Annotated in this window: 13 protein-coding genes; 8 read left to right on the top strand and 5 right to left on the bottom strand. The window is 57.7% G+C overall.

The genetic code is table 11. The features are described from left to right. The first annotated feature begins 359 nt into the window (after positions 1–359). The 6 genes from ACWJ62_RS07605 to ACWJ62_RS07580 all read left to right on the top strand — a co-directional run bounded on the left by ACWJ62_RS07605 (position 360) and on the right by ACWJ62_RS07580 (position 7,486). Complete coding sequence (locus ACWJ62_RS07605) at positions 360–1,763, top strand: sodium:solute symporter family transporter (protein ID WP_449285634.1); 1,404 nt, start codon at positions 360–362, stop codon at positions 1,761–1,763. A 4-nt stretch (positions 1,764–1,767) separates the two neighbouring features. Continuing rightward, positions 1,768–2,712 (top strand): hypothetical protein, encoded by a 945-nt coding sequence (locus tag ACWJ62_RS07600; RefSeq protein ID WP_449285633.1) that lies wholly within the window; start codon positions 1,768–1,770, stop codon positions 2,710–2,712. A 153-nt stretch (positions 2,713–2,865) separates the two neighbouring features. After that, positions 2,866–3,381: a diaminobutyrate acetyltransferase gene (gene ectA, locus ACWJ62_RS07595; protein ID WP_449285632.1), complete on the top strand. Its 516-nt coding sequence runs from the start codon at positions 2,866–2,868 to the stop codon at positions 3,379–3,381. 207 nt (positions 3,382–3,588) lie between these two features. Then, positions 3,589–4,857, top strand: a complete 1,269-nt coding sequence (ectB, locus tag ACWJ62_RS07590; RefSeq protein WP_449285631.1) for a diaminobutyrate--2-oxoglutarate transaminase — start codon at positions 3,589–3,591, stop codon at positions 4,855–4,857. 50 nt (positions 4,858–4,907) lie between these two features. Further along, the gene (locus ACWJ62_RS07585; protein ID WP_449285630.1) at positions 4,908–6,350 is read left to right on the top strand and encodes an aspartate kinase; all 1,443 of its coding nucleotides are present in this window, start codon (positions 4,908–4,910) and stop codon (positions 6,348–6,350) included. 137 nt (positions 6,351–6,487) lie between these two features. Next, positions 6,488–7,486: a sigma-70 family RNA polymerase sigma factor gene (locus tag ACWJ62_RS07580; protein ID WP_449285629.1), complete on the top strand. Its 999-nt coding sequence runs from the start codon at positions 6,488–6,490 to the stop codon at positions 7,484–7,486. 32 nt (positions 7,487–7,518) lie between these two features. On the opposite strand, the gene ACWJ62_RS07575 is transcribed toward ACWJ62_RS07580, so the two are convergent. Genes ACWJ62_RS07575 through pdxH form a run of 5 tightly spaced genes read right to left on the bottom strand, consistent with a single transcriptional unit; the run spans position 7,519 to position 10,314 of the window. Next, entirely contained in the window at positions 7,519–7,977 is a 459-nt protein-coding gene (locus tag ACWJ62_RS07575; protein WP_449285628.1) for a DUF3429 domain-containing protein, read from the bottom strand. Next, the gene (locus tag ACWJ62_RS07570) at positions 7,974–8,279 is read right to left on the bottom strand and encodes a DUF6482 family protein (protein WP_008176895.1); all 306 of its coding nucleotides are present in this window, start codon (positions 8,277–8,279) and stop codon (positions 7,974–7,976) included. The genes ACWJ62_RS07575 and ACWJ62_RS07570 overlap by 4 nt, the downstream gene beginning before the upstream one ends. 57 nt (positions 8,280–8,336) lie before the next feature. After that, positions 8,337–8,918 carry a DNA-3-methyladenine glycosylase I gene (locus ACWJ62_RS07565; protein ID WP_449285627.1) on the bottom strand — a complete coding sequence of 194 codons (582 nt, stop codon included), beginning with the start codon at positions 8,916–8,918 and terminating at the stop codon, positions 8,337–8,339. A 33-nt stretch (positions 8,919–8,951) separates the two neighbouring features. Then, a complete protein-coding gene (locus tag ACWJ62_RS07560; protein ID WP_449285626.1) occupies positions 8,952–9,710 on the bottom strand; it encodes a 4'-phosphopantetheinyl transferase family protein in 759 nt (252 codons plus the stop codon). Continuing rightward, positions 9,679–10,314 carry a pyridoxamine 5'-phosphate oxidase gene (pdxH, locus tag ACWJ62_RS07555; RefSeq protein ID WP_449285625.1) on the bottom strand — a complete coding sequence of 212 codons (636 nt, stop codon included), beginning with the start codon at positions 10,312–10,314 and terminating at the stop codon, positions 9,679–9,681. The genes ACWJ62_RS07560 and pdxH overlap by 32 nt, the downstream gene beginning before the upstream one ends. 234 nt (positions 10,315–10,548) lie before the next feature. Here pdxH and ACWJ62_RS07550 point away from each other — a divergent pair, with 234 nt between their 5' ends. Together ACWJ62_RS07550 and ACWJ62_RS07545 are read left to right on the top strand one after the other, a co-directional pair. Next, positions 10,549–11,835 (top strand): MHYT domain-containing protein, encoded by a 1,287-nt coding sequence (locus tag ACWJ62_RS07550; RefSeq protein ID WP_449285624.1) that lies wholly within the window; start codon positions 10,549–10,551, stop codon positions 11,833–11,835. A gap of 79 nt (positions 11,836–11,914) precedes the next feature. After that, entirely contained in the window at positions 11,915–14,740 is a 2,826-nt protein-coding gene (locus tag ACWJ62_RS07545) for a DUF748 domain-containing protein (protein WP_449286155.1), read from the top strand.

The raw sequence follows: 14,740 nt of genomic DNA, 5'->3' as shown, positions 1-14,740 counted from the left end.
AACTCGCTTCGCTCAGACATTTTTTCCGGCGGGGAATTTATCCCCACCACCCAGACCGCGGGTGCGGCTTTGCCATTCGTTTGCTTGGTGGGAAAGAAAGAAAAAAACAGGTTCGAGATAACGAGCCGGAAGAATGGTTTGAAGGCTATCTCCGTTGTCGGGGAAACCAGAACTGAGGTTAAACAAGGGGCAGGCCGGTAGAGGGTTCAAAAAATGTGGAGCGCCAAGGACGGCGCGACCAAAGCCCCCATGGATGGGTTTACGGGCGTTTTTTGAACCCTCTACCGGCCTGCCCCGATAAGCACCAAAACCAGAAACCCCGGGGGAAATCCCGGAACCAAAGAACAAGGTACGAGAACATGAATTTCACAGAGGCCTCCCTGTTCTGGGGATTTTTGCTGGTCTACGGCGTGGTGATGTACGTGTTGTCGCCGAAGAGCAAGAACGCGAATTCGTTCTATAAGGGCGCGGACGACCAGGGCAACCCGGTGGGCCAGTGGTCGCTGACGGCGAGTATTTTTATCAGCTGGATCTTTGCCAAGTCGGTGACCAATGCGGCGAATCTGGGTGCGGCTTATGGTGTGGTGGGCGGTCTGGCCTATGCCAGTTACTGGCTGTCGATTCCTGTGGCGGGCTATGTCATCTACCTGATCCGGACTCAGACCGGGGCCAAGAGTCTGCAGGATTTTCTGACGTCGCGGTTCGGGCGGTTGGCGAGTCTGGCGTTTGCGGCTGCGATTCTGATCCGGCTGTATAACGAGGTCTGGAGTAACACCGCAGTGGTGGGTGGTTATTTTGGGCTGCCCGGTGAGTGGGAGTATTACGCGGCGGCGATGCTGTTTACCTTCTTTACGCTCGCCTACAGCCTGAAGGGCGGGCTGCGGTCGTCGATTTTCACCGATGTGATTCAGGCCTTTGTGTTTGTGTTCTTTGTGGGGGCCGTGCTGTTCCTGATCATTCCGGCCAACGATACCAGCGCCCTGCTGACCAATGGTGAGTTCCGGCTTAATGCCGGCTTTGATCTCTTGCTAGTGGCTTTGCTGCAGCTGTTCAGCTATCCGTTCCATGATCCGGTGCTGACCGACCGGGGGTTTGTGAACAAGGAAAAGACCATGCTCAGGAGCTTTGTGGTCGCCGGGCTGCTGGGCTTTGTGGCGGTGTTCATCTTCAGCCTGGTGGGTGTCCATGCCCGGCTTAACGGCATTGAGGTTATGGGCAATGCGCCTGCGGCAGTTGGTCAGTCCCTGGGGCTGGCGGCGTTGTTCTTCATGAGCGTGGTGATGATGACATCGGCCGGTTCCACCCTGGATTCGACCTTCACGTCACTGGCCAAGTCGCTGGCGGTGGATCTGCCTCGACTCGCAAAGCGCGCCTCTGACAAACTGCCGAGCATGCGGGTGGGTGCGGTTGTGATGGTGATCTTTGCCTTTCTGGGCAACCTGCCCATGTTTGCCGGTACCGATATCCTCAAGGCAACCACCATTTCCGGGACGATGGTCATGGGGCTCGCACCGGTGTTCCTGTTTTACGGTTTCACCAAGTGGTCGCCCTGGAGTTTTCATCTGAGTTTCTGGACTGGCCTGGGCCTTGGGCTCTTGCTCGCGGTTGGGCTGATTCCGTCAAACTGGGCGATTGGCGACGGCAAGTACGCCATGCTTCTGGGTGTGAATGCCTACGGCTTTCTGATCTGTACGGCCGGTTTCTTTGCGCCACTGCTGCTCCGGCGCCTTGCCGGGCGCTCACTGGCAGCGGGGGAGGTCTGAGCCTATGAGCGAAGGCCGCAGCTGTCCGTTAGCCTACCGGTACTCTGCCGAGGTCCTTTGCCAGGAGCCCCGGTCGGTCTCGGAGGATGTGCTGTATATCATTGGAGGGCTTTACGGGAATCCCTGGGCCCTTGATGAAATCGAGCAAATGGCGCTGGCGGAGGAGCGGCGGGGGCATCGGGTGAAACTGGTGTTCAATGGCGATTTTAACTGGTTCAACGCCAGTGACCGACTGTTCCGGGAGATCAACAACCGGGTGCTGGACCATACCGTTAGCCTTGGAAATGTGGACTACGAGCTGACGAATCCCAGTGCCGGTGCCGGCTGTGGCTGCGCCTATCCGGATTTTGTCGATCAGGCAGTGGTGGAGCGGTCGAACCGGATCATGGAACGGCTCCAGGGCATTGCCGGGGAACATCCGGATATCCAGCGTCGCTTGTCCTTGCTGCCGCGGTATCGATGCCTGATCTTTGGAGGCCTAAAGGTTTTGGTGGTGCATGGGGATCCCGAGTCCCTGGCCGGTTGGGGCTTGGCCCAGGAAGCGTTCACCGGAGGTAATAACGACAAGCTTTCAGAATGGTTCCTGGCATCCGGAGCGGACGTGATTGCTTCCACCCACACCTGTCTACCGGTTCTCTGGTCGGGGCTGGTGGGTGAGCGGTGTCGGGTGGTGGTTAACAACGGCTCCGCAGGCATGGGCAACCTGCGCTCTGATCCTCGTGGGCTGATTACCCGAATCGGCCTCTCGAGCCCCGTCACTGAGCCTGTTTCCGGGCTTGAGCGCCAGGGGTTGCATGTCTCTCTGATGCCGGTGCCCTTCCCCCTTGAGGCCTGGCTGCCGGAGTTTGACCGGCTCTGGCCGGCCGGCTCGCCTGCCGCTGTGTCCTACCGGCACCGTATTCTCAACGGTACTTCCCTGAGTGCCGACGATGTGATTTTCGCTTCCTGATTTAACCAATTTGTCACTGGCGGATGCTGTGATTCGGTCTATTCTGAAAAGGAGGGTCTGATCCTGCCTTGGCCGGGTTCCGGGCCTGACTTGAAATATATTTTGTGGTCTATATAATTCAACACTAACTTTTTGCCACGAACTGATCACACTATGTCAACAAAAGGATCGAATACCACCGCCATCACGCTTCGGACACCCGTGAAGGATGATGGCTTCAGGCTCTACCAGTTGGTGGAAGAGTGCCCTCCGCTGGACCCCAACTCGATTTACTGCAACCTGTTGCAGTGCAGCCACTTTGCCGAAACCGGCGTGGCCGCGGAGAAGGACGGCGATCTGGTCGGCTTTATCTCCGGATACATCCCTCCCCAACAGCCCGAAACCGTGTTTGTCTGGCAGGTGGCCGTGCATGAGAAAGGCCGTGGACAGGGCCTGGCCAAACGGATGCTGAAAGAAATCGTTGGTCGTGATGCGTGCAAGAACGTCACCCACATGGAGACGACCATCACCGAGGACAACGAGGCCTCATGGGCGCTGTTCCGTTCGTTCGCCCGTGATATGGGAGCCGAGCTTACCTACCACGAGCATTTCGAGAAAGAGACCCACTTTGGCGGCAAGCACGATTCCGAGTTCTTGCTGCGCATAGGGCCTTTCACGAAGCCAGCCTGAGGGCCGCGGTCCTGGATCAGCCCGGCAACTCGGTTGCAGGGCTGTGAACGACTGTAAAGCTGTGATTTGAATTAGCCGGCGGACCACTGAGGTAGGTCTGTCAAAGGGCTTTAATCAACGCACGGTAGGCCTATCGCTACCCCATCAGCAGTTTTCGATAAGCCACCGCGCATCTACCTCGAACCTGACATGCTAAGAGGCAAGACGATGGAAATTTTCAAGTCGACCGAATCCGAAGTACGTGTATACAGCCGTGCGTTTCCGGTTATCTTCAATCGCGCCAAGAACGCGCATTTGTACACCGAAGATGGCAAGGAATACCTGGATTTTCTCGCCGGCGCCGGTTCCCTGAACTACGGCCACAACAACGATACTCTGAAGAAGGCATTGCTGACGTACATCGAGGCAGACGGCGTGAGCCAGGGCCTGGATATGTTTACCACGGCCAAGCACGACTTCATGGAATCCTACAAGAAGCACATCCTGGATCCCCGTGGCCTGGACTATAAAATGCAGTTTACCGGCCCGACCGGCACCAACTGTGTGGAAGCAGCCCTGAAGCTGGCCCGCAAGGTTAAGGGCCGCAGTGGTATCATCTCCTTCACCAATGGTTTCCACGGCGTCACCATGGGTGCCGTTGCCACCACCGGTAACAAGCACCACCGGGGTGGTGTTGGCACGCCCCTGGGCAATGTCGATTTCATGTTCTACGACGGCTACCTGGGCGACGATGTCGACACCCTGGCGATCATGGATAAGCTGCTGAGCGACGGCTCTTCCGGTTTCGAACTGCCGGCGGCGGTGATCGTCGAAGCGGTTCAGGGCGAAGGTGGCCTGAACGCCTGTCGCGCGGAATGGCTGAAAGGTCTGTCGGAGCTGTGCAAGAAACACGATATTCTGCTGATCCTGGACGATATCCAGGCGGGCAATGGCCGCACCGGTGAGTTCTTCAGCTTTGAATTTGCCGGTATCAAGCCGGACATCGTAACGGTTTCCAAGTCCCTCAGTGGCTACGGTCTGCCGATGGCCCTGGTGCTGTTCAAGCCGGAACTGGACGTGTGGGATCCGGGCGAGCACAACGGCACTTTCCGTGGCAACAACATGGCGTTCATTACTGCCCGTGCCGCTGTGGAGAACTACTGGAAAGACGATGCCTTTGCCAACGAGGTGAAGGCCAAGACCAAGGTGCTGGGCGATGCTCTTCAGTCTATTTGCGACAAGTACCCCGGTCAGTTCAAAATGAAGGGGCGCGGTTTGATGCGTGGTATTGAAGCAAAACACGCAGACATCACAGGCCCGATTACCAAACGTGCCTTCGAGCACGGCCTGATCATCGAGACCAGTGGTCCGAATGATGAAGTCATCAAGTGCCTGATGCCGCTGACGACCAGCGAGGAAGACCTCAAGAAAGGGGCGGCCCTGCTGGCGAAAAGTGTGGACGAAATTATGCAGGAAGGGCTAAGCGAGGCGTCGTAAGACGCCCGCACCTCCCGACATTCATGCTGCAGGATAGCAAAGGCAAAACTATGACCAGCCAACTACATACCGTTGAAAAAATCGGCGGTACGTCGATGAGTAACTACGAGGCCGTCCGAGATAACATCATTATCGGTAATCGAAAGAAGGACGACCTGTATCAGCGCATTTTCGTGGTCTCTGCCTACGGCGGTGTGACTAATGAGTTGCTTGAACACAAGAAGACCGGTGAGCCGGGCGTTTATGCGCTGTTTGCTGACGCCGAGTCAGACTGGGCCTGGGGTGACGACCTTACTAAACTGGTCAAGTTCCTGACCGACATCAACGGCGAGCTGTTCGAAGACCCGATGCTCAAGCAGCAGGCGGATCAGTTCATCACCGACCGTGTTGAAGGTGTCCGCGGTTGCCTGATCGATCTGCAACGTTTGTGTTCCTACGGTCAGTTCCAGTTGGAAGAGCATCTGCTGACAGTGCGCGAAATGCTGGCCGGCATCGGCGAGGCCCACAGTGCGTTTAACACCGCCCTGAAGCTTCAGCAGGAAGGCATCAACGCCCGCTTTGTGGATCTGACCGGCTGGCGCGATAACGAGCTGCTGCCGCTGGACGAGAAGCTCAAGCAGGCTTTCGATGCGGTGGATCTCACCCGTGAGCTGCCAATCGTGACCGGTTACGCTCAGTGCAAGGAAGGTCTGATGCGTACCTTCGATCGTGGTTACAGCGAGATGACCTTTAGCCGGGTGGCGGTGATTACCGAGGCCCGCGAGGCGATTATCCACAAGGAATATCATCTGAGCTCCGCCGATCCCAACATCGTTGGCGCAGACAAGGTTGTTCCCCTGGGGCGCACCAACTACGACGTTGCTGACCAATTGGCCAACCTCGGTATGGAAGCGATTCACCCCCGTGCTGGTAAGGGCATGCGCCAGAACGAGATTCCGCTGCGGGTGATGAACACCTTTGAGCCGGATCATACTGGTACCCTGATCACCGGCGATTACGTCAGTGAAAAGCCGCAGGTGGAGATCATTGCTGGCGCCAAGGGTGTGTTTGCGGTGGAAGTGTTCGATCAGGATATGCAGGGCGAGCCCGGTTCCGACCGGCGGATTCTGGATGTACTGAGCCGTTTCAAGGTTCGTTTCATGTCCAAGGACACCAACGCCAACACCATTACCCATTACGTGGGCAGCACCCTGAAACACGTCAAGCGGGTGGTCAAGGCGCTGAAGGAAGAGTTCCCCAACGCCGAAATCAACACTCGTAAGGTGGCGGTTGTTTCCGCCATCGGCAGCGATATGAAGGTTCCGGGCATTCTGGCTCGCTCGGTCAAGGCGCTGGCCGACGAAGAAATCAGCGTGCTGGCTTTGCACCAATGCATGCGTCAGGTGGACATCCAGTTTGTGGTGGATGAGGACGACTATGAGAAAACCATCGTTGCCCTGCATGGCGTTCTGATCGAGCCCCACAACCATGAGTATGCGATCGTCGCAGCCTGAGTTGTTATAGCCCCTCGCACGATACCCACAGCCGACCGCCCGTGTCGCCTGTGGGTTTTTACTGACCCTGCCCCGGTAAATCCATCAGCTACAGCACGTCGTATTCTTTGGTGTAAATTCTGACCGGTGCCTGAGCCATGCAAACGACCGAAAGGCTGGGACCGTCTCCGACAACGCCCAACGATGGTGAAAGGGATTCCCTGGTCGGGCTGTACTTCAGGGATGCGTCCCGGTATGAACTGCTGACAGACGAGGCTGAACGTCGCCTCTCCCGCAAACTGACACTGTGTTACCGAATCATCAGTACCGAACTGGCACTGCCGGAGGACACTCCGCAGACGTTTCGTGAGGTGATTGGTAGCCTGGGAGACGCTTGTGCGTTTTCTTCCCGATGTCGCCGGGCTTTCCATCTGGCGACCGCCTGTCGCCGCAAGCTGATCCAGAGCAACCTGCGTCTGGCGGTGCACATTGCCCGTCGTTATGGGCAGCACGGCATTCCTATGTCGGACCTGATCCAGGACGCCAATGTTGGCCTGATCAAGGCGGTGGAGCGTTTTGACCCCACCAAGGGATTCCGGTTTTCAACGTATGCCTACTGGTGGATTAGCGAAGAGGTCAAACGCTGTCTTCAGCGTGGGACCCGGCTGGTGCACACACCGGAAAATGTGGTTGACGAAATTCGCCAGCTGCACAGGGTGTCGCTGCGCATGCATCAGAGCCTTGGGCGGACGCCCTCCCAATCCGAGCTTGCCCGCGAAATGGAGGCAAGCCCATCCAGGATCGGCGAGTTGAGGGCGCTGGCGACCCGAGAGTTATCAACCGACGTTCCCCTTGTTGAGGATGGGTCCGTCACCCTCGGAGACAGCCTGGACGCCGGCGATCAGATGGCGCCAGATCATTCGATGTCGGACAGAGATCGGCGACGCACTCTGAAGTCGATGCTCAGCGAGTTGAATGATCGCGAGAAGGACATTCTGTCGCGTCGTTACGGGCTGGGACTGCCGGAACCGGAAACTCTGCAGGTGATTTCCGACGATCTCGGTATCAGTCGTGAACGGGTGCGTCAGATCGAAAAGACCGCCTTGAAGAAGCTACAGAGTCGTTACGAATCGCCGGAAGACGCGTTTGGAGCCTGAACTACATCAGGCTCCTGCATTCCCTTTCAGATTCAGTGAGCAGTGTGCAGCAGAAGAAACCAGGCGGCCGCTGTAAGCTGACAGACCACGACGACTGAGGTGAGGACCAGTCTCAGGCGAAGATACCAGGCTGGCCAGTACACCTTCATCCAGCGGGCGTCCACCAGATAGAGCGCCAGATAGGCGCTTGTATACAGCACAATCTGGCCGGTAACAGGCAAAAGCAGTCCTACCCCCGCGGTAACAAAGAACACCTGGCTGAGTAACATGGTCATCAGTGGCGACAACGGGTAGCAGCAGTTGTCCAGCTGCATGGCAATTGGCCAGTAGACGCCCGCCATGAAAGCCAGAATGCCTGCGCTGTACAGATAGAAATAGCCGAGAAGCGCCACGCTGTAATGTGGCATGAAATACAGCCCCGCCAGGAGGCCGATAAACGGAATCAGTCCGGCAATGCCAACGAGGATGGCAAGTCTTGCTACAGCAATCACGGTTTCTGCCTCTGCACCCGGATTCGCATCGGTTCGACGTCCGTCGGTTCCATTCCCACCATTTCGTGGTAAGCGGAGGGGTGGACCACCTGGGTCTCCCGAATGTCGAACGACGCCAGAGTGTCCTGAATCTGCCAGGCGCCGCGGAACAGACTGGTAGTGCCGTTTTTTTCCGAGAGCAGCAGGGTCTGGTTGTCCATACTCAGGCGGGCCATATAGTGCTGGCCTTCAAGCGAGAGGATCTCAAGCAGGTCGATAACCGGACTCTGCAGGCTTCTGAGTTGGTCAAGGGTGATTCGCACAGTAAAGCTCCGGGGTTTGAAACACTCCAGAACTTACGACCCCCCAGCCTATTGAGATCATTGGCTTAGTAAATAGCACTCCCGGTGTTGTGGGCACTGAACCAGATGATCATTCACCATGCCGGTCGCCTGCATGAAGGCATAGACAATGGTTGGGCCTACAAAGGTAAAACCGGACCGCTTCAGAGCTTTGGACATGGCCTCGGATTCCGCGGTTGTGGTCGGAACTTCGGAGAAGGCGCGCCAATGGTTCTGGATCGGTGTATCGCCGACAAAAGACCAGAGAAAATCACTGAAACCGACGCCTTGTTCCCGCAAATCCAGATAGCCACGGGCATTCTTGATGATCGATCTGACTTTTAGCCGGTTGCGGATGATGCCCGGATCGGACAGCAGTTCCTCGACTTTTGCCTCGTCGTAACGGACGATCTTTTCCGGATCGAAGTCGTCGTAGGCGGCGCGGTAATTGTGCTGTTTTCGCAGGATGGTTATCCAGCTCAGACCGGCCTGTTGGCCATCCAGGCAGAGCTTCTCGAACAGGGCGAGGTCGTCATACTCGGGGCGGCCCCAGACGGTGTCGTGATAGTCCACGTAAAGCGGGTCGTCGCCACACCATGGGCAGCGTTCAGCATTCTCCATACGATGACCTTCGTTATTCGTGTCTGGTTCGGATTACGGGCTTTTTCGACGAATCGTGCGCTGGAACAATGGCTCCCAGGAGGCCTCCAGAGGCTCGGCGTTCACCAGGGAAAAGTCGTGCGGTGGCGGTTCAAGCAGCGTGATTTCCGGCCATACGGGCCGACTACCCCGGTACACCACGGTCACCAGATAGCCTTCAATATAGCAACAGGCTGCCTGCCAGTCCTGCTCGGGCTGGTCGCCGTAGATCTCGAAATTTTTCCGCACCTCGAGCGTTTGCAGGTTGCCGGCGATCCCCCGCCCCGTGGCTTTCAGCCACGCCTCTTTCAGGGTCCAGACCTTCAGGAAGGTATTGGAGTCGTCTTCCCGGAACAGCCATTCCTGCTCAACGGGTGAGAACCAGCGTTTCACGACTTTCTGCCACTGTGCATGACGCTGGCAAGGCTCAAGATCCAGCCCGATGGGTGAGCCTGATCGAGTGGCACAGGCGGAGAGGCCCTGGCTGTGGCTGAGGGACAGTCGCCAGCCCTCGGGCGTGCCGGATGCATTGGGGCGCCCGGATACCGGGCAGCAGAGGTCCGGTGCCACCTGAGCTGACTTGCCGATGGCCTGACGAATCAGCCATCGGCTGGAAAGGTATTCACGTTCCCGGGGGCCGCTGAACTTGCTCGCTGTCTGGCGTTCATAGTCAGTCAGCCAGTGCGGGTGGGCAATTTCGGGCCCATCGGTCTGGTGACACAGCCAGACCGATGGCCGGGATTCAGGGTTGAAGTCGCTGGATGAGCCAGCCATCGCCTTTCCTCACATATTCAAAACGGTCGTGAAGCCGGCTGGGCCTGCCCTGCCAGAATTCGATACGCTCGGGCACGATGCGATAGCCGCCCCAGAAACTGGGAAGGGGCACTTCGCCTTCGCTGAATTTCCGCTTGATTTCCGCAACCTTCTGTTCGAGCAAACCTCTGGAAGTAATGGCCTTGCTCTGTTCTGAAACCCACGCGCCGATCTGGCTGCCCCTGGGGCGCGATGCGAAGTAGCGCAGGGATTCGGCCTTGCTGACTTTCTCAACGGCACCCTGGATCCTTACTTGTCGGTTCAGTCCGATCCAGGGGAACAAAAGGGCCGCCTGCGGATTTTCCTCCATCTCTTTCGCTTTGCGACTGCCGTAGTTCGTGTAGAACACAAAGCCATGCTCGTCGAAGTACTTCAGCAATACCGTGCGGAGGTCTGGCATGCTGTCCTGCCCCGTGGTCGCCAGCGACATGGCGTTGGGTTCCAGAATGCCTGCTTCCCGGGCATCCTCAAACCAGTTCTGGAACTGCTGCACCGGATTGTTGTCCAGTGCATCGCGATCCAGCCCCTCGCTCTCGAAATCACGACGCATATCGCCGATGTCCATAACTTGTCCTCTTGCCTGCGCGTAAAACGACCCGGGAGAAATACGAGCCAGAAGCATATCGGGTTCAGGGTTCACTGTCAGCGCTGCTTATGTCTGAAACAGTTACATAAAGCCAACAATAAAGTGAGACCCGGATCACAACTGGCCCGTATCTATTTCGACGTCGATGCGGGCCAAAATCGGATAGACGTCACAGCTGGTCCGCTCGCACACACCAATAAAAGGTTTGCACAAATGATGTCCGAATATGATCTGCCCCTTGTTGTCGCATCCTTCTTCGTTGCTGTACTGGCAGCTTATGCGGCCCTGTTTTTCGGTGCCAGACTCGTTAATGCGGAGTCCGGCGAACGTCGGAAATGGCTTCTGGCCGGCGCCCTGCTGATGGGCACCGGCGTCTGGACGATGCATTTCGTCGGAATGCGGGCTATGCCGATGGGTGTTCCCATGTCGTTTGATGTGATCATGACGGCGGTTTCCTGGCTCGCAGCCGTGCTGGCGTCTGGTGTTGCTCTCCACATCATCGGGCGTAAACATTTGGGAGCGCCTTTGTTCATCAGCGCGACCCTGTCCATGGCCAGCGGTATTGTGGTGATGCATTACCTGGGTATGTATGCCATGCGCATGTCGGCGCCTCCGACGTTCAACACCGTATTTCTGCTGGTTTCAATCGCGATTGCCGTTGTTGCGTCAGGAGCCGCGCTTGCCCTCTGCCGGAAGCTGCAGGGTATGGACGGCTCCGGCACCCTGTTGGTCCAGTTTGTGGCCGCCCTGGCGATGGCTGCCGCAATCTGTGGAATGCACTACACAGGCATGATGGCGATGACCTTTCCGGAGGGCGCCGTGCCTGCAGCTGACAACGGCCTGCGGGGGAACTGGATGGGAATACCCCTGGCCGTCTTCTGCATTGCCATGCTGGCCGTTGCCCTGGTGGTGACCGTTCTGGATGTGAAATATCAGCGGGCACTTGTGGAATTCAAGACGGAAGAGGATAAACGGGTGGCAGAGCTCGCTTTTACCGATGCCGTCACCGGCCTGCCCAACCGGTCAGCGCTGGAACAACGTCTGCTGGATATCCTTGCCCGGGACAACGACAGCAGCAATCCGTTTGCCCTGATTTACCTCGACATCGCCAACTTCCGTGAACTTGCCACCGGAATGGGTGATGAATCGTTGAACGCGGTTGTCAGGGAAATCAGCGAGGCATTGCGTGATCAGATGTCGGATCAGGTGTTTCTCGCCCGGTACTCGGCCAGCGCCTTCTTTGCCCTGGTGCCAGCTCATGAAGATAGCCAGCATGCCTTCATGTACAAGCGGTTGCGGCAGATCGATCAGCGTATCGGCACGCCTGCGATGCCGGTTACCTGGCGGGCCGGCCAGGCCGCCTATCCGAAAACCGGCAATTCGACTCGTAAGCTGGTGCGAGCTGCCATGGTACCAAGAGACCTCAATGAGATCGGCGAATTTACGAACATGGCCGCCGACCCGGAGTTGGTGATGCCGGGTCATAACCGTTACAGCTGACAAACCGCCACTGGGCCGACTATCCTTGTGAACAGGCAGGTGGGCAAGATTGCCCCGGGAATCCGCCGTTTATAAGGAGATGTCCGTGGCCCAGAGCCGTCAACGCAGTCATATGCCCAGGAATCTGTTGATCGGATTCCTGGTGCTTCTCATCATCTATGCCCTGGCCGGTTTCCTGCTACTTCCCTGGTGGCTGGAGCGTCTGGTACCCGAGCAACTGAACCAGCGGATGGGCTGGCAGGCAGAAATTACTGATATCCGAACCAACCCGTTTACCCTGCGGGTCGAAGCCCTGGGCCTGTCGGCCGATGATCCCCAGGGTGATCAGGTGATTTCCTTTGACCGGCTCATGGTGGACATGAACTTTTTCCAGCTGGTTCGGGGTATTGCCGGGTTTGAAGCCATCCAGCTGGATGAGCCCTATGTTCGGGTGGATCTACTGGAGGACTACAGCGTCAATTTTGCCCGAGACTGGCAGGCGGCCAACCCGGGACCTGCAGAGCCAGTGCCTGAAGCGTCGCAAACGGATGAAGCGGCTGCACCACCCCGGCTGTACTTCGGGAAGATTGAGCTCAACGGCGGCGAAATGATGTTCCGGGATTTTACCCAGGCAGGCATGGCCGAGTTCCGGATTACCCCACTGGATCTTTCCCTGAATGACCTCGCCACCTGGCGTCGCGACGGCGAGGACAGTGACTACTCCCTGCTGGCGGCTTTGGGCAGTCAGACCATCGAATGGCAGGGTGATCTGAGTGTCGCCCCGCTCTACTCGAACGGCACGCTCAAGGTGTCATCCGTAGACTATGAAACCCTGGCTCATTTCCTGGCTCCCTTCTTTCCTTATGATCTCCGTGGTGGCAGCGTTACCCTGAGCTCAGACTATGAAATCCAGGCTGGCGACGGCTTTTTCCTGGAGACGACGAACGGTCAGCTGCAACTCGAGAATCTGGCCGTTGCTCTGGATGAACAGAGTGAACAGGCGAGATTGAGCAACGCTGAGCTGTCTGTGGATGCTGTCGGGTTTGACCTGAATCGTCGGGAAATCCGGATCGGCCAGGTTTCTCTGAACAAGCTCGATCTGGCCTTGGCCCGGAGTGCAAACGGGGAGATTGACTGGTTGGCACCCCTGGCTGCCAACAAAGCTGCGGCTGAAAGCAACGGTGAAGATTCCACCGGCGGCCAGCCATTCCGTTGGTCAGTCGAGGGCGTCGCGCTCTCCGGTGGGCGCATTCTCTGGCAGGACAGTCAGCCGGCGACGGCGACTGAAATTGCCGTAGAGCAGCTTTCCGCATCAATCGGGCAACTGAGTCATCAACTTGAGGAGCCGGTGTCTTACGAGATAACCGGAAGCCTGGCCAGTGGCGGCCAACTGTCATTAAATGGCCGGGTGACACCCGCACCGTTTACCCTGGAAGCCGCCATCTCCGGAAACGGCATCGCCCTGGCGCCCTTTGAACCCTACGTTCAGGAAGGCGCCAACCTTGCCATTACCAGCGGCACGCTGGGCGTTGACGGCAACCTTGATCTGGATGGGCAGCAGGAACCGCTCACGGGTACCTTCAGCGGCACCGCGGAAGTGGCCGGTCTCGATCTGAAACTGCCCGACAGTTCCGGTTCGCTGGTCTCCTGGCAAACCCTGCGCCTGGCACCTATTGAATACAACGTGTATCCGGCACGCCTGGAAATCGGAACGGTGACCCTGGCCCAGCCGGTCATCAACGTTGTCCGCAATACCGACAATATCCACAACGTGGAACGGATCGCCAAAGCGCCAGCCGCCGGTGGTCAGCAGCAGGCGACCGCAGATACTCAGCAGGGGGATGGTTCCGAGCCGGGGTTCATTTTCCGCATTGGCCAGCTGATGCTGGAAAATGGCGAACTGGCGTATACCGACCGCACGCTGGATCCGGCGTTTACCACCTCGTTTGATGAATTGAATGGCAGCGTAACGGGGCTCAGTAATATTTCCCCCCAACAGGGCAAGGTCTCTATCCGGGGCCGCGTCGGTGGCGTGGCGGATCTGGATTTTGACGGCACCATTGGCACCCTCGGTACCGAGGATGTCAGCGATCTGAAGCTGAAGATGCAGGATCTCTCCCTGCCTGCACTCTCGCCCTACTTCGGCCGATACCTGGGTTATGGTGTGGACAGTGGCAAGCTGAACCTGAATCTTGATTATGAAATTGCCGGATCCAGGATCGATGCGTCCAATCTGGTGGTGATGGATCGTCTCGAGCTTGGTTCCGCCATCGCCAGTGATCAGGCCGTTAATGCGCCGGTTAAACTGGGGTTGGCGCTGCTTCGGGACGGTAAGGGCGTGATTGAAGTCGACCTGCCCATCAACGGTGACCTGTCTGACCCGGACTTCAGCGTCGGCAAGGTCGTTATGCGGGCATTCGTGAACCTTCTGGCCAAGGCGGCGGCCTCACCGTTCAGTATGCTCGGCTCGATTGCCGAACTCGCCGGCCTGAGCGGAGAAGAACTTGGGAAGGTGAGCTTTATCCCCGGCAGTATCCAGTTGGCTGAGGGTGAGGCTGAAAAACTGGCGGCGCTGGCAGACGCCATGCTGAAACGCCCGGACCTGCTGCTGAATATCCGGGGCAATGTCCAACCCCAGGCCGACGGCCTTGCCCTGCTTCGGGATGACCTGACCTCGGGTGGTCAAGAGGAAGTGTCTGAGGAGGAATGGCAACAGGCCCGTGACGCCTACCTGGCCGGTGAGCGCTCACTGGCGCCGGAAGCGTTGAGCAACCTGGCATCCTCTAGAGGCGTGACCCTGCGCAAAGTCCTGCAGCAAACTCACGGTGTGCCGGCTGATCAGTTGTTCCTGCTGGATCCAGCCCGCAATGCAGACGTTGGCAGCGAGGGAAACGTTATCGTAGCGTTCAACCTCGACGTTCGTTGA

The sequence above is a fragment of the Marinobacter sp. PE14 genome (assembly GCF_053566155.1).
This window is presented reverse-complemented; position numbering and strand designations above follow the sequence as displayed.

What these genes read in the sequence shown, in the direction of transcription:
- ACWJ62_RS07560 (WP_449285626.1), bottom strand. Translation starts at nt 9,710, where the DNA reads ATGGCTGGCTCATCCAGCGACTTCAACCCTGAATCCCGGCCATCGGTC.
- ectA (WP_449285632.1), top strand. Translation starts at nt 2,866, where the DNA reads ATGTCAACAAAAGGATCGAATACCACCGCCATCACGCTTCGGACACCC.
- pdxH (WP_449285625.1), bottom strand. Translation starts at nt 10,314, where the DNA reads ATGGACATCGGCGATATGCGTCGTGATTTCGAGAGCGAGGGGCTGGAT.
- ectB (WP_449285631.1), top strand. Translation starts at nt 3,589, where the DNA reads ATGGAAATTTTCAAGTCGACCGAATCCGAAGTACGTGTATACAGCCGT.
- ACWJ62_RS07545 (WP_449286155.1), top strand. Translation starts at nt 11,915, where the DNA reads ATGTCCGTGGCCCAGAGCCGTCAACGCAGTCATATGCCCAGGAATCTG.
- ACWJ62_RS07605 (WP_449285634.1), top strand. Translation starts at nt 360, where the DNA reads ATGAATTTCACAGAGGCCTCCCTGTTCTGGGGATTTTTGCTGGTCTAC.
- ACWJ62_RS07580 (WP_449285629.1), top strand. Translation starts at nt 6,488, where the DNA reads ATGCAAACGACCGAAAGGCTGGGACCGTCTCCGACAACGCCCAACGAT.
- ACWJ62_RS07550 (WP_449285624.1), top strand. Translation starts at nt 10,549, where the DNA reads ATGATGTCCGAATATGATCTGCCCCTTGTTGTCGCATCCTTCTTCGTT.
- ACWJ62_RS07565 (WP_449285627.1), bottom strand. Translation starts at nt 8,918, where the DNA reads ATGGAGAATGCTGAACGCTGCCCATGGTGTGGCGACGACCCGCTTTAC.
- ACWJ62_RS07585 (WP_449285630.1), top strand. Translation starts at nt 4,908, where the DNA reads ATGACCAGCCAACTACATACCGTTGAAAAAATCGGCGGTACGTCGATG.
- ACWJ62_RS07600 (WP_449285633.1), top strand. Translation starts at nt 1,768, where the DNA reads ATGAGCGAAGGCCGCAGCTGTCCGTTAGCCTACCGGTACTCTGCCGAG.